The 13427-nt window shown below is 60.5% G+C and carries 12 protein-coding genes and 1 CRISPR repeat array; of the genes, 6 read left to right on the top strand and 6 right to left on the bottom strand.

From position 1 onward, the window contains the following. Window positions 1–7 precede the first annotated feature (7 nt). The 3 genes from ACGLWX_RS13065 to ACGLWX_RS13055 all read left to right on the top strand — a co-directional run bounded on the left by ACGLWX_RS13065 (window position 8) and on the right by ACGLWX_RS13055 (window position 3231). Window positions 8–1171 carry a glycosyltransferase family 4 protein gene (locus ACGLWX_RS13065; protein ID WP_396240237.1) on the top strand — a complete coding sequence of 388 codons (1164 nt, stop codon included), beginning with the start codon at window positions 8–10 and terminating at the stop codon, window positions 1169–1171. Further along, complete coding sequence (locus ACGLWX_RS13060; protein ID WP_396240235.1) at window positions 1134–1673, top strand: phosphatase PAP2 family protein; 540 nt, start codon at window positions 1134–1136, stop codon at window positions 1671–1673. Before ACGLWX_RS13065 ends, ACGLWX_RS13060 begins: the two co-directional genes overlap by 38 nt. Before the next feature lie 100 nt (window positions 1674–1773). Beyond that, window positions 1774–3231, top strand: a complete 1458-nt coding sequence (locus ACGLWX_RS13055; RefSeq protein WP_396240233.1) for a sodium/glutamate symporter — start codon at window positions 1774–1776, stop codon at window positions 3229–3231. An 86-nt stretch (window positions 3232–3317) separates the two neighbouring features. Here ACGLWX_RS13055 and ACGLWX_RS13050 read toward each other — a convergent pair whose 3' ends face one another. Next, window positions 3318–3452 carry a hypothetical protein gene (locus ACGLWX_RS13050; RefSeq protein WP_263585869.1) on the bottom strand — a complete coding sequence of 45 codons (135 nt, stop codon included), beginning with the start codon at window positions 3450–3452 and terminating at the stop codon, window positions 3318–3320. 896 nt (window positions 3453–4348) lie between these two features. On the opposite strand from ACGLWX_RS13050, the gene ACGLWX_RS13045 reads away from it, so the two are divergent. Together ACGLWX_RS13045 and ACGLWX_RS13040 are read left to right on the top strand one after the other, a co-directional pair. Continuing rightward, entirely contained in the window at window positions 4349–4483 is a 135-nt protein-coding gene (locus ACGLWX_RS13045; protein WP_396240231.1) for an entericidin A/B family lipoprotein, read from the top strand. A 2-nt stretch (window positions 4484–4485) separates the two neighbouring features. After that, on the top strand, window positions 4486–5001 hold the full coding sequence (locus tag ACGLWX_RS13040) for a YqiA/YcfP family alpha/beta fold hydrolase (protein WP_396240635.1): 516 nt from the start codon (window positions 4486–4488) through the stop codon (window positions 4999–5001). Between the two features lie 53 nt (window positions 5002–5054). Here ACGLWX_RS13040 and ntrC read toward each other — a convergent pair whose 3' ends face one another. The 4 genes from ntrC to glnA form a co-directional block, all read right to left on the bottom strand. Further along, window positions 5055–6485, bottom strand: a complete 1431-nt coding sequence (gene ntrC / locus ACGLWX_RS13035; protein WP_396240229.1) for a nitrogen regulation protein NR(I) — start codon at window positions 6483–6485, stop codon at window positions 5055–5057. Continuing rightward, window positions 6482–7540 carry a nitrogen regulation protein NR(II) gene (gene glnL, locus ACGLWX_RS13030; protein ID WP_252105916.1) on the bottom strand — a complete coding sequence of 353 codons (1059 nt, stop codon included), beginning with the start codon at window positions 7538–7540 and terminating at the stop codon, window positions 6482–6484. The genes ntrC and glnL overlap by 4 nt, the downstream gene beginning before the upstream one ends. Window positions 7541–7751: 211 nt before the next feature. Then, window positions 7752–8297 (bottom strand): DUF4124 domain-containing protein, encoded by a 546-nt coding sequence (locus ACGLWX_RS13025; protein WP_396240227.1) that lies wholly within the window; start codon window positions 8295–8297, stop codon window positions 7752–7754. Between the two features lie 76 nt (window positions 8298–8373). Continuing rightward, on the bottom strand, window positions 8374–9780 hold the full coding sequence (gene glnA, locus ACGLWX_RS13020) for a glutamate--ammonia ligase (RefSeq protein ID WP_396240225.1): 1407 nt from the start codon (window positions 9778–9780) through the stop codon (window positions 8374–8376). Between the two features lie 609 nt (window positions 9781–10389). Here glnA and ACGLWX_RS13015 point away from each other — a divergent pair. Then, on the top strand, window positions 10390–10695 hold the full coding sequence (locus tag ACGLWX_RS13015; protein WP_252105913.1) for a hypothetical protein: 306 nt from the start codon (window positions 10390–10392) through the stop codon (window positions 10693–10695). 141 nt (window positions 10696–10836) lie between these two features. After that, window positions 10837–12726: direct repeats of the CRISPR family, unit length 28 nt; unit sequence TTTCTGAGCTGCCTGGGCGGCAGCGAAC. 129 nt (window positions 12727–12855) lie between these two features. Here ACGLWX_RS13015 and cas6f read toward each other — a convergent pair. Next, the gene (gene cas6f / locus ACGLWX_RS13010) at window positions 12856–13425 is read right to left on the bottom strand and encodes a type I-F CRISPR-associated endoribonuclease Cas6/Csy4 (RefSeq protein WP_396240224.1); all 570 of its coding nucleotides are present in this window, start codon (window positions 13423–13425) and stop codon (window positions 12856–12858) included. Window positions 13426–13427 lie beyond the last annotated feature (2 nt).

The raw sequence follows: 13427 nt of genomic DNA, 5'->3' as shown, positions 1-13427 counted from the left end.
GACAGCGATGCGGCTTTGTATAGTGAGTGAAACCTGGGCACCGGATATCAACGGCGTGGCCCATACGCTCAACCGCTTGGCCTGCGAACTCGACCGTTTGGACGTTCAGGTCGATGTCGTGCGCCCCGCCCCGCGCTCCAACAAGCCGCGCTCGACGCCGGGCGAAGAGCTTCAGGTCTACCGGCTGCCGCTACCCGGCTACGCCGAGGTTCAGGTGGGCCTGGCAACGCCTGGGATGCTCACGCGTTTTTGGCAAACGCATCCGCCGGATGCCGTCTACCTTGCGACCCAGGGCCCGCTGGGGCTGGCCGCGCGCCGGGCGGCACGCAAGCTCGGCATCGTGTGCGTGGCGGGCTGGCACACCAACTTCGACCACTACTGCCACGACTACGGTATCGGCTGGCTGAGCGCGGCGACCCTTCGCTATTTGCGCCACTTCCACAACGGCTGCGCGCTGACGCTGGTGCCCACCCACGCCCAGGCCAGCACCCTGCGCGGGGCGGGCATTCGCGATGTCAGCGTGCTCTCCCGCGGGATCGACGGCGAGCACTTCTCGCCGGCCCACCACGACGACGCCCTGCGCGATCAGTGGGGCGTAACCGAGCACCAGAGCGTGGCGCTCTACGCCGGGCGGCTGGCGGCAGAGAAAAACCTGACGCTGCTGGTCGAGACGTTCCAGGCCATGCGCGAGGTGCGCCCGGACATGGCGCAGGTGATCGTCGGCGACGGCCCGGCGCGGGCGCAGCTGCAAAAAGCGCTGCCCCAGGCCCACTTCACCGGCTTTCTGGATCAGCCGAGCCTCGCCCGCCACTACGCCAGCGCCGATATCTTCGTGTTTCCTTCGCTATCCGAAACCTGGGGCAACGTCATCACCGAGGCCATGGCCAGCGGTTTGGCGGTGGTGGCCTTCGATCACGCCGCCAGCGCCGAGCTGATTCAGCACGGCCATAACGGCCTGAGTATCGCCCCCGACGACCCCAGGGGGTTTCATCAGGCCGCCGCCAAACTCTGCCAGCATCCGGCGGACTACGCGCGCCTTGGCCGAGCGGCCCGGCTCAGCGTACTGGAGCACGGCTGGAGCGGCATCGCCGAACAGTTCAAGCGTTACTTGCATACCGCCCAGGAGGCCCATCATGCGCTCTCGCCCGCTTGTCGCATTCGATCGTCTTGATACGTGGGAGTGGCGCTTTTGCCAGCGCGTCACCCGGCTTTCGCTGAATCCGGTGTGGCGGCGCGTACTGCAAACCGCCAGCCGGCTGGGCGATTGGCCGGTATGGGTGGCGCTCATTGCGGCCCAGCCTTGGCTTACCCCGAACGGCAGCCGGCGGATGCTGCAGTACAGCGCCATCGCGCTGCTGGCGCTGACGGTCTACCGGCTGATCAAGACCCGGCTTTGCCGCGAGCGCCCGTTCATTACCTATCTGGGCGGCGTTCACTGCGGCGAGCCTGCCCGCGACCGCTACAGTTTTCCAAGCGGGCACACCATGCACGCGGTGATGTTCAGCGTGATGGTGGCCGCCCACACGCCCTGGCTTTTGGTCGTCGTGCTGCCGCTTAGCGCGCTGATCGCGATTTCGCGGGTAGGGCTTGGGCTTCACTACGCAAGCGATGTGCTGGCGGGGGCGCTTATCGGCTACGGCTTTGCGCTGCTCAGCCTTTATCTGGTGCCCTGATAGCGCTTTGATTAAAAAACCACTACGGTTAACTCACTCGGGGTGCCTACGTATTCTTTAGCGACGTCGGCGCCTATCCTGCTCATCAGGGAGTGATGACATGACCATGACCGTCGGTGACCTCTTCGTTGCGCTGGTCCTCATTGGCCTGGCCCTTCTACTCAGCAATGCCCTTCGCCTGAAAATCGGCTGGCTCAGACGCCTGTTCCTGCCAAGTTCTGTCATCGCTGGCCTGCTGCTACTGCTGATGGGCCCGGACGTGCTCGGCCGCTTCATGCCCGAAGTGTTCGAAGAGAGCGCGGGGCTTTTTCCGGCTTACGTGCAGGAGAGTTGGGCATCGCTGCCCGGGCTTTTGATCAACGTGGTGTTCGCGGCGCTATTCATCGGCAAGACCATTCCCGGCATTAAAACGATCTGGATGCGCGCCGGCCCGCAGGTCGTGGTGGGCCAGACCATGGCCTGGGGTCAGTACGTGGTGGGGCTGTCGCTTGCGCTTTTGGTGCTGGCGCCGGTGTTTGGCATGAACCCCATGGCCGGGGCGCTGATCGAAATCGGCTTCGAGGGCGGCCACGGCACCGCTGCCGGTATGGGCAACACCTTCGCGGAGCTGGGTTTCGAAGAGGGCGCGGATCTCGCGCTCGGGCTTGCCACGGTCGGGATCGTCTCCGGCGTGCTGATCGGCACGCTCATGATCAATATCGCCGCGCGCCGAGGAGTCGTGACGCCGGAAAAACAGCAAGAGGAGGGAGCGCCGGACGAAACCCTGCGCGACGAGGAGCGCCCGTCGGCCGGTGAGTTCAGCGAATTCAAAAAGGACCTGACTCAGGAAGCCGGCACCACCGACCCGCTCAGCCTGCATATCGGACTGGTCGGAGTGGCGATCGTGATCGGCTGGCTGCTGCTGTCCGGGCTTCAATGGATCGAGCAGGTGACCTGGGCGCGAAACGGCGGGCTCGAAATTCTCGCCCACGTACCGCTGTTTCCCATCGCCATGATCGGCGGGGTGATCGTACAGCTGATCGTCATGCGCTTTAATCTGGAGCGCCATGTTTCCACCCGCACCATGTCGCGCATCGCGGGTACCGCGCTTGATTTCACCATCGTGGCCGCGCTCGCCACGCTTTCGCTGACCACGCTCAGCGAGTACCTGATTCCCTTTTTGCTGCTGGCCTTTGCCGGCATCGCCTGGGGGCTTTTCGTGCTGATCGTACTGGCGCCGCGCATCATTCCCCACCACTGGTTCGAGCGTGGCATCGGCGACTTCGGCCAGTCCATGGGGGTCACGGTGACGGGGCTTCTGCTCATGCGTATGGCCGACCCGAAAAACGAGTCCGGCGCCTTCGAAAGCTTTGGCTACAAGCAGCTGATGTTCGAGCCGATCGTCGGTGGGGGGCTTTTCACCGCCGCCGCCCTGCCGTTGATCGCCGAGTTTGGCGCGCTCGCCGTTTTGATTTTCACTACCGTGCTAACGCTTGGCTGGCTGGCGTTTGGGCTCTTGTACTTCGGGCGCATGGTGCCCAATCGCGGCAAAGGCCGCTGGCAAGGCGATCAGCGCTGAAAAGCGCTCAGCGAAACGACCGGCGCCCGCAAAAGCGGGCGCCGGTCGTTGAAAGCGGGTAGTTAAGAATAAAAGAGAATGCAGGCTTACTTGAGATCTGGCGGAAGGTCGTCGAGCTTTTCCTGGGCCGTTCTAGACGAGGTCTTGACCATGACGTAAACACCCACTCCGGAAAACCCTAAAAACAATATAAACATGACGAACATGAGAGCCATTGCCATGACGCTTGTCCCTGAGTAGGCAGCTGAACGTTGACGTTTTCTAGCCGCTAGGTTGGTTTATCCCTGAGGATAGACCAAAACGGGATACGCATCCGTATAAAATTTTATACAGAGGCTTCCCTACCGCCACTCAATGAACAAATACGTCTAAATATCAGGTCATTAGCACTTTCCCATGAACGCAAAAAAGCCATCTCGTAAAAACGAAATGGCCAGTTTGCATCGCCGCCGCTCCCTGGCCGTGATGTCGGCGCCACCTTGCGCCGATAAGAGTGAGCAGGCTAGTGTCCGTAAAAATCCATATCCCTTTGGCTCCATGCCATCCTGTCTCTTCTGTAGCCTGCTCAAACCGATTAAGCTTCACGAACTCATTGCGGTGGCTCTTCCCCTAATACTGCAGGGAGCGGGCCAACACTGCCTATAATTAAATAAAATACTTATATATCAAATACTTGAAATATATACCGACATTTCATTGTCCGATTCGATGGTGTCTATTACGGCCTTTAATCTGTGTCGATGTGGCACATGCGACAATAACGACGATTTGATACGACAAGTTGGCTCAGTGCCACGCGGCCCTTTTCACTTTATTCGGGGTCAGTACAATTTATTCGGGTTCCATCGTGATCTTAACGTCGCCAGTACGCTCACGAGTCATCCAGACATCCCTAGCTTCGCTGGCGAGACTCGAAAAGCACCGCTTTTAACGGCGCTTTTCGAGGCATTGACGCGGCAAATTTTGCTTACCAAAGCGCGCGTTGCTGGCTAAAGTTAGCCAAGGCAGTCCCACCATGAGACTGCCTTTGCCCTGCGTTTAGCGCCAGCCAATAAGGGCTTCTTACTCAACGACGGTTTTTCACTCAACGATGATTTCTCACCACGGGTACACGCCAATGAAACGCCCTATCGCTTCGGGTCTTGCGCTGTTGATGACGCTTCTGATGGTAAGCGGCTGCAATACGTTCCAGGGAATGGGCCGCGATATCGAGCAGGGAGGCAAGGTCGTTCAGGACGCGGCGGAAGAGTGATGCTGACCCACGTGTATTTATCCCACGGGCTCGAAAGCGGGCCCGAGGCGCTGAAGGTACAGGCGCTCAAGGGCGTGGTGGAAGCCTTTGAGGATTGCGAGGCGGTCGTGATGGACTACCGCGACCAGCCAAACCATCAGGCGCGCTTCGCTCATCTGCTGGCAACCCTTGAAAACCGCGGCGACGACCCGGCTCACTGCATCATGGCCGGGTCGAGTCTGGGCGGGTTTTTGAGCGCCGCCGTTAGCCAGCGCCATCCGGTGCTTGGGTGCTTTTTACTGGCGCCGGCGCTCGGCATGCCGGACTACCCAGAAACCACGCTAACGCTTGGCGCCCGCCACACCCACATCATTCACGGCTGGCGCGACAACGTGGTGCCTTGCGAGCCGGTCATCGAGCACGCACGCCGCCAGCGGCTGTCGCTGCGCATGGTGGACGACGACCACCGCCTGCACGCGAGCCTTCCGCTGATTCTGCGCGATTTCGAGCAGTTTTTGGCGCTTTGCCAAACAGCGTAAGCCCGCCCCGTCGCACTCGTTGCCTGGCCTGACGGCGTGCCCAATGGCTCGCTTCAGGCCTCGTCGGCCAGCGCCGGCAGCAGCGTTTTCAGCTTGCGAGTAAGCGTATTGCGCCCCCACCCCAAAAGCTCGGCGGCTTCGCCCTTGCGCCCGCCGGTATGCTTGAGCGCGGTTTCGATCAGGATCCGCTCGAAATCCGGCACCGCCTCCTCCAGCAGGTGCGTATGACCTTGGGCCAGCGCGTGATCCGCCCAGCCGCGAAACGCGCTGCGCCAGTCGCCCTGCGCACCGGCCGATGACGCGCCCACGGTGCGAAGTTCCGGCGGTAAATCCTCGATCAGAATTTCACGGCCCGAGGCCATGACCGTTAGCCACCGGCAGATATTCTCGAGCTGGCGCACGTTACCCGGCCAATCCAGTTTGGTCAGGTGCGTTTCGGCGTCCGTGGTCAGAACCTTGATATCCGTGGAGAGTTCCTTGGCAGCCTCGGCGAGAAAGTGCCGCGTAAGCCTGGGGATGTCTTCGCGGCGCTCGGCGAGCCTTGGCAGGTGCACACGGATGACGTTCAGGCGGTGAAACAGATCCTCGCGAAAGCGCCCTTCGTCGACCAGCGACTCCAGGTTCTGGTGCGTCGCGGCGATGATGCGCACATCCACCTTCACCGAGGTGTGACCGCCTACGCGGTAGAACTCGCCGTCGGCCAGCACACGCAGAAGCCGCGTCTGGGTTTCCGCGGGCATGTCGCCGATCTCGTCGAGAAACAGCGTGCCGCCATTGGCCTGCTCGAAGCGCCCCTGGCGCTGGGCGCCGGCGCCAGTAAAGGCGCCCTTTTCGTGACCGAACAGCTCGGATTCGATCAGGTCCTTGGGAATCGCCGCCATGTTCAGCGCGATGAACGGCTTGCCGGCGCGCGGGCTGTGCTGGTGAAGCGCCTGGGCGACCCGCTCCTTGCCGGTGCCGGATTCGCCGTTGATAAGCACGGTAATATGCGAGTGCGATAGCCGGCCGATGGCGCGAAACACCTCCTGCATGGCGGGCGCTTCGCCGATGATCTCGGCGTTGAGGCCTTCCGGCACGCTCACCGGGCGCTGGCGCTCACGAGCGTGGGCCACGGCGCGGCGCACCAGCGCCAGCGCCTCGTCCACATCGAAAGGCTTGGGCAGGTACTCGAACGCCCCGCCCTGGTAGGAGGCCACGGCGCTATCGAGATCCGAGTGGGCGGTCATGACGATGACCGGCAAATCCGGATGGGCCTCACGTACGCGCGACATCAAATCCAGCCCGTCGATGCCCGGCATGCGGATATCGGTGACCAGCACGTCCGGCGGGTCGCTTAAAAGCCGCTCGAGGGCGGTGTCGGCGCGTTCGATACACTCAACGTCCAGGTCCGGCTGCGCTAGGGCGCGCTCCAGCACCCAGCGAATGGCGCGGTCGTCGTCGACGATGATGACCCGTGAAACATCGGCGTGTGTCGTCTCAGTCATGACGCGTCTCCGGTAAGATGATTAACCAGCGGAATTAAAAGACGAAATTCAGTCCGTCCCGGGTGTGAGTCGCATTCGATCAATCCGTGATGCTGATGCAGAATCGACTGAGCGATCGAGAGGCCCAGGCCGCTGCCTTCGGCGCGCCCGGAGACCATGGGGTAGAACAGCGTGGCGCGCAGGGCGTCGGGGATGCCGGGGCCGTTGTCGATCAGGCCGACCTCGCTGACCAGCCGGTGGCGCTCAGCGCCCAGAGTGAACTGGCGCTTGGCGCGGGTGCGCAGCACCAGCTCCGGCGCCTCGACCTGGGCTTCGGTCATCGCCTGCACGGCGTTGCGCGCCACGTTCAGCACCGCCTGAATCATCTGCGACTCGTCGCCGGAAAGCTCAGGCAGGCTCGGGTCGTAGTCGCGGGTAATGGTAATCGTGGGGTGTTCGGCCAGCAGCAACGCCCGCACGCGCTCCAGAATCTTGTGGATATTGACCGGCTCGTGGCGAGGCATACGGTTCGGGCCGAGCATCGAATCCACCAGGTCTTTTAGGCGGTCGACCTCTTCGACGATGATACGGGTGTACTCACGAAGCGCCGGATCATCCAGGTCGCGCTCCAGCAACTGGGCGGCGCCGCGAATCCCGCCCAGCGGGTTTTTCACCTCGTGGGCCAGGCCGCGTGCCAGCACCTTGATGGTCTCTTGGCGGGTGGTCAGCGCCTCCTCGCGGGAAATCTGCATCAGGCGATCGCGGGGTTCGACTTCCAGCAGTAGCTCATCCGCCGAAAGCGGCGTGACCGTATAGTCCACCGTGAGCGGCTCGCCGTTGAGCGGCGTAATGCGCGCCTCGCGCTGGGTATAGGGATGAAAGGCATCGCGCGCCTTGGCCAGCACGCTATCGACGCTTTCACCGCAGCCTAAAAGGGTATCCAGACTCATGCCCTTCACGCGGCTGATACTCACGGCCAGAAGCGCTTCGGCGGCGGGATTCATCCAGCCAACGCGCAGTTCACCATCCAGCAGCAGCACGGCGGTGGTGAGATGTTCGAGTAAACGCTGATACATGGCGTGTCCTGAAGGGCCTTGGGTAAGTCGCGTGACGCTGCGAGGTTCGATCGTTGGGTCGCAAGCGCATGCAGAGAAACTGCAAAAAGCGCGCCAATCGCACATTGAGCGCGCCCCTAACGGGTTTATCGCATCAAGGCGGCGCAAAACCATGCGCCATTGCAACGCGGTGCGAAATGCGTACGCCGACGATGCACTATTTTAGTGCATATTATCGCGGAGCAACCAGGATACTCACCGCTTCGGTGCGGTGCTGTACCCGCCCTTGGCTGTCGAGCAGCTCGGCTTCCAGCCGATGCGAGCCCTGAGTGAGCCCAGTCAGCCAGAAGGCATCGCTGTGCAGCGCCGACTGGCTGATCTCGCCGTTCACCAGCAGCCGGATCTGGTGATCCTCGCGCAGCGGCGGCTGAACGCGCACGTCTACCGGCGTCATCGTGTCATCGAGGCGTGTACCGGGCGCCGGGCTTTCGATCGCGAACCGATCGTAAGGCATGAAGGGCTGGCCGGGCCGCGCCTGACTGCGTGGCGCTGTGGGCGGCGGCGCGGCTTGCACGCTCGGCAGCGGCGCCAGCGTCACGGCTTCGCCGCCGCTGTCCGGGTTGTCGGTGTAGGTCACCCGGCCGCTCTCGTCGACCACGCGGTACACCGTTTGCGCCTGGGCCGGGCTTTGCACCAGCCACAGCGCCAGGCTCCCAGCAAGGGCGCAGAGCATCAGCGCGTTGGTCCGGCGCGCCCACCGATTGATTGTCGCTTGCATGGCGATTCCCCATAAAAAAACCCCGCCGAGGCGGGGTTTGGAGCCAATACACCTCGAAGGTGAGGTAGGCTGCTGCTTAGCAGCTGTAGTACATGTCGAACTCGATCGGGTGTGTCGCCATGCGCATGCGCGTGACTTCTTCCATCTTGAGCTCGATGTAGGCATCGATCATGTCGTCGGTGAACACGCCACCTTCGGTCAGGAACGCGCGGTCGGCGTCGAGCGCTTCCAGCGCCTGATCCAGGCTAGTGGCAACGGTCGGTACGGACTTGCCTTCTTCCGGCGGCAGGTCGTACAGGTTCTTGTCCATCGCATCGCCCGGGTGGATCTTGTTCTTGATGCCGTCGATACCGGCCATCAAAAGCGCCGCGAACGACAGGTACGGGTTGGCGGTCGGGTCGGGGAAGCGGGTTTCGACACGCTTGCCTTTCGGGCTCGCGGTGTACGGAATACGGATGGACGCCGAGCGGTTACGCGCGCTGTAGGCGAGCATGACCGGCGCTTCGAAACCCGGTACCAGACGCTTGTAGGAGTTGGTCGAGGCGTTGGTGAACGCGTTCAGGGCGCGAGCGTGCTTGATCACACCGCCGATGTAGTAAAGCGCCATTTCGGAAAGGCCCGCGTACTCGTCGCCGGCGAACTGGTTTTCACCATCCTTCCAGAACGACTGGTGCACGTGCATGCCCGAGCCGTTATCGCCCACCAGCGGCTTCGGCATGAAGGTGGCGGTTTTGCCGTAGGCGTGCGCCACGTTGTGGATCACGTACTTCATTTCCTGAACTTCGTCAGCCTTCTTCACCAGCGTATTGAACTTCACGCCGATTTCGTTTTGGCCGGCGTTCGCTACTTCGTGGTGATGCACTTCGACGGACTGGCCGATCGCTTCCAGGGTGTTACACATCGCGCCACGAATGTCGTGGAAGCTGTCGACCGGGGGCACCGGGAAGTAGCCGCCTTTAACGCGCGGACGGTGGCCAAGGTTGCCGCCTTCGACGTCGCTATCGGTCGCCCAAGCACCCTCTTCAGAGCTGATCTTGAACATGGAGCCCTGGATATCGGTTTTCCAGTGCACCTGATCGAAGATGAAGAACTCGGGTTCCGGGCCGAAGAAGGCGGTGTCGCCAAGGCCAGTGGACTCGAGGTAGGCTTCAGCGCGCTTGGCGATGGAGCGCGGGTCGCGATCGTAGCCCTGCATGGTGGCCGGCTCGATGATGTCGCAACGCAGGATGATAGTCGCGTCTTCGGTGAAGGGGTCGAGGAAGGCGGTGCCGTCTTCGGGACGCAGAATCATGTCGGATTCGTTGATGCCCTTCCAGCCTTCGATGGAGGAGCCATCGAACATTTGGCCGTTTTCGAAAAACTCTTCGTCGACGTCCCGTGCCGGTACGGTGACGTGCTGCTCTTTACCGCGCGTATCGGTGAAACGCAGGTCTACCCACTTGACTTCATTTTCTTCGATTAGCGCGAGCGTCTTGGCTGACATACTGTTCTCCGTCTCCGGTATGAGCGTGGCTTAAAGCGTGTACTGTAAGCGATCGATTAAACGTATTGTTGAACAAAGCCGTCGTACGCAACGTGCGTAAGCCACGCCTTCGTTGTTTGTTCGCATGAAGAGCGTTGACTCCCGCCCTGTCACCAGCGATTCAAGGTAAACCGGCTCTCGTTGTAGCACGCCCTAAAGCGTTTGCCTACGACGCCAGCCGTTGCCATTTACTAAGCATGTAGTGTGCCAACTTTGCACCAATATGGCATACCCTTTAACAAGACACTGTTTTGAAAAGTATTTTCAATTCTTTTGCCGCGCACTTACCACGCATAGCGCATTTTGATCGTTTCGAACCTGCGCCCACACCATGAAAAACGCACCACAAAAGATCAATCGGCTAAAAACTGAACCAAAATGGTGCGCTGGCATTGCAACAATAGCCAGATTGGAACCATCAAAAGCTTTGACGCTTAAAAATGATGCGTTCCGCCATCTTTGGATACCGCGATTCCACCCGGCCTCTCATGAAAAAGGTCGCGGGTGGCCGATTGCCGACATTACAAACTACACTAAGCTCATCATTCACTCGGCAAAAGGACACGCAGAATGCATCAACACATCGAATGGGACGATCCCGGCCGCGCCAGCGTATCGGAGTACTTCAAGAACGACCCGGACCATGACGCCCCCCGCCGCGGCGACATCCTCTCTGCCCGCTATCAAAACCGCATAGTGCGGGTGAAAGTGGAAACCTACCGGGAAGACGAAGGGGTCAGCGTTGGCAGTGTCGCCGCCATCCTCGACGCCCACGGCCACCGCACCAAAGCCCACGGCAAACTCAACATCGACGACATCGTCCGCCTGCCGGATGACAAGCGCGCAATGGAGCACTGGGACGAAGACGAGAAATAGAATCACTGCGTCACTAAACGATTGATACGCTCCATCGCCTTGGACCCATGCGCCAAGCGATGGAGCGATCGCCCACCGGCCTTCCCTTCTCTTTCACATCCATTGTGCAACTTCGAGTCTCCCCATCTGCTTCGCTTCATGGTTTGAAGCTGCCTGGGCGGCAACGAACGATCCGTATGAGTTCAAAGCATCGTTTTTGCCTTTCTGAGCTGCCTAGGCGGCAGCGAACAATCAGGAACAGCCAATTCTCGACTACCTCGCTTTCTGAGCTGCTTGGGCGGCAGCGAACTCGATCGGTTCGAAATGAAGCGCGTGCATCGTTTTCTGAGCTGTCTGGGCGGCAGCGAACGCTCAGCCCTGTTTTCTTCAACCAGTCGTAGTTTTCTGAGCTGCCAAGGCGGCAGCGAACCGCCCGCCGGCTTATTGATACGCGTACTGATCTTTCTGAGCTGCCTGGGCGGCAGCGAACAGCTCCTTGAGCTGGCCTTGGGTTTCGCGCATTTTCTGAGCTGCCTGGGCGGCAGCGAACGTGGCATGACCTTGATCGCCGTTGTTGCTCTATTTCTGAGCTGCCCGGGCGGCAGCGAACGTTAAACGCGCCGCACGAGGTGGGCATCTATGTTTCTGAGCTGCCTGGGCGGCAGCGAACGGCGGCGTTAAAGAGGTCGAGCACGCATTCCTTTTCTGAGCTGCCTGGGCGGCAGCGAACCCGTTGCGGATCTCGTAACTGCCTCCGGCATTTTTCTGAGCTGCCTAGGCGGCAGCGAACATACTCGATTGAAGTATCGAATACCTCAATTATTTCTGAGCTGCCTGGGCGGCAGCGAACATCTACCCCTGCACCCTCGATGAAGGCCCCCGTTTCTGAGCTGCCTGGGCGGCAGCGAACCTGACCGTGGCTTACGATGACGGCACCAAGTCTTTCTGAGCTGCCTGTGGGCGGCAGCGAACCGCAGCATCGCGCACGACGACTTGGTGGTGGTTTTCTGAGCTGCCTGGGCGGCAGCGAACCTACCGGCCAGGACCTGCTCACACAAGCGCTGTTTCTGAGCTGCCTGGGCGGCAGCGAACGCCAGGCGGTCAATCACGCCATACCAGCGCGTTTTCTGAGCTGCCTGGGCGGCAGCGAACCAATGACTTATTGGCACCTGAAAGGTGCGTATTTTCTGAGCTGCCTGGGCGGCAGCGAACGCTGCCGAGGCCGCCGCCTACGCTGCCCAGCATTTCTGAGCTGCCTGGGCGGCAGCGAACGGTCGTTACGCGCTGATCGTCCGATTCTTTTTTTTCTGAGCTGCCTGGGCGGCAGCGAACGTTTAGGACTTTTTCGATTGTCGTGTTTAGCTTTTCTGAGCTGCCTGGGCGGCAGCGAACGGGTGACACCATCCAGACCTTAACATCTTCAATTTCTGAGCTGCCTGGGCGGCAGCGAACTCGATCCTATATAATGAAAGGCTACTTACTATTTTCTGAGCTGCCTGGGCGGCAGCGAACCATACTCCTCCGGTTCTGATATTTGCGATATATTTCTGAGCTGCCTGGGCGGCAGCGAACGGTAGAGCAGCGGGCAGAGGAATCAGTAAAGCTTTCTGAGCTGCCTGGGCGGCAGCGAACGCACTGAACGGGGATGCGCCTACGCATTATGTTTTCTGAGCTGCCTGGGCGGCAGCGAACGCGCGTCGTGTGTAGCGTCGTGGCAACAGGATTTTCTGAGCTGCCTGGGCGGCAGCGAACGCCATAAAGGTAAGGCTGGAAAAAGAGATTATTTTCTGAGCTGCCTGGGCGGCAGCGAACCTCCATTGGTAGCGGTTCCTGAGCTGCCCAATTTTCTGAGCTGCCTGGGCGGCAGCGAACTTTGATAACCCCTGCGACGATCTTGATCTGTCTTTCTGAGCTGCCTGGGCGGCAGCGAACTACTGGACCAGCATCTTAATTCCCTTCCTTTTTTTCTGAGCTGCCTGGGCGGCAGCGAACTCGATACCTCTGGTATGCCTGGTGGTCCCGGTTTTCTGAGCTGCCTGGGCGGCAGCGAACTAGAGATTATCAAAAATAATGGTCTGATTGTTAAAGAGCTTTAGCCAAAAAAGCGGTATCACCCTTTTTTAAAGTGATACCGCTAAGTGATTGATTAATGGCTCTCCTTTTTCATACGCAGAAAAAGGGTCAAAACCAGGGCACAGTGGCGGTAGGGCTCAAACCGTAATGGTTGAACGCTCCGGCGATCGGTACTGCCTGAGGCTTCCCGTGTTCAATGAACAGAGCGAAGCGCTGCTGCGTCGAGCGGCTAGTGATTTGCACGAACGGTAGCTCGATGCGCTTTGTTGCCACTTCAGCGTATATCTCACGCGCCTCGCTTTCTGAAACATCATGCCGTTTGGCATAGCGCTTCGCGCGGCTAGGGCTGCCGGTATTGAATTGCCTGCGCGTCACCATGAGATGCGTCGCGTCGGCAGGCACCTCGCAAACGTCGCTAACGCTTACATGATCGCGCATGCCGGTCAGCCAGCCCAAGGCCATCAGCCGCTCGAGCCGCTCCTGGCCACCGTGCAGGCGAAGGTGGTCGCCCAATGTGCGCGCTTTCACGCCCACCTTGTATTGGGGAAAGCTCACGCCGATATCGTTGGCGTCCAGGTCGCAAAGCGCCCGGTGCAGCTTGCTGTAAAGCGCGCCCATCAGCATCGGCTCGGGAAAGTCCGGGTCCGGCCTTAGCCGGAGGTCGATGTAGTGGTCCATGG

Origin of the sequence: Halomonas sp. HMF6819 (assembly GCF_044335525.1) — a bacterium.
Classification (GTDB): Bacteria; Pseudomonadota; Gammaproteobacteria; order Pseudomonadales; family Halomonadaceae; genus Vreelandella.
The sequence above is the reverse complement of the archived record's forward strand: the minus strand, read 5'-3'. Positions and strand labels throughout refer to the sequence as shown.

Bases quoted from the DNA above. Each gene is read 5' to 3' on its own strand.
- ACGLWX_RS13055 (WP_396240233.1), top strand. From the start codon at position 1,774: ATGACCATGACCGTCGGTGACCTCTTCGTTGCGCTGGTCCTCATTGGC.
- glnL (WP_252105916.1), bottom strand. From the start codon at position 7,540: ATGTATCAGCGTTTACTCGAACATCTCACCACCGCCGTGCTGCTGCTG.
- ACGLWX_RS13025 (WP_396240227.1), bottom strand. From the start codon at position 8,297: ATGCAAGCGACAATCAATCGGTGGGCGCGCCGGACCAACGCGCTGATG.
- ACGLWX_RS13065 (WP_396240237.1), top strand. From the start codon at position 8: ATGCGGCTTTGTATAGTGAGTGAAACCTGGGCACCGGATATCAACGGC.
- cas6f (WP_396240224.1), bottom strand. From the start codon at position 13,425: ATGGACCACTACATCGACCTCCGGCTAAGGCCGGACCCGGACTTTCCC.
- ACGLWX_RS13015 (WP_252105913.1), top strand. From the start codon at position 10,390: ATGCATCAACACATCGAATGGGACGATCCCGGCCGCGCCAGCGTATCG.
- ACGLWX_RS13060 (WP_396240235.1), top strand. From the start codon at position 1,134: ATGCGCTCTCGCCCGCTTGTCGCATTCGATCGTCTTGATACGTGGGAG.
- ACGLWX_RS13050 (WP_263585869.1), bottom strand. From the start codon at position 3,452: ATGGCAATGGCTCTCATGTTCGTCATGTTTATATTGTTTTTAGGGTTT.
- ACGLWX_RS13045 (WP_396240231.1), top strand. From the start codon at position 4,349: ATGAAACGCCCTATCGCTTCGGGTCTTGCGCTGTTGATGACGCTTCTG.
- ntrC (WP_396240229.1), bottom strand. From the start codon at position 6,485: ATGACTGAGACGACACACGCCGATGTTTCACGGGTCATCATCGTCGAC.
- glnA (WP_396240225.1), bottom strand. From the start codon at position 9,780: ATGTCAGCCAAGACGCTCGCGCTAATCGAAGAAAATGAAGTCAAGTGG.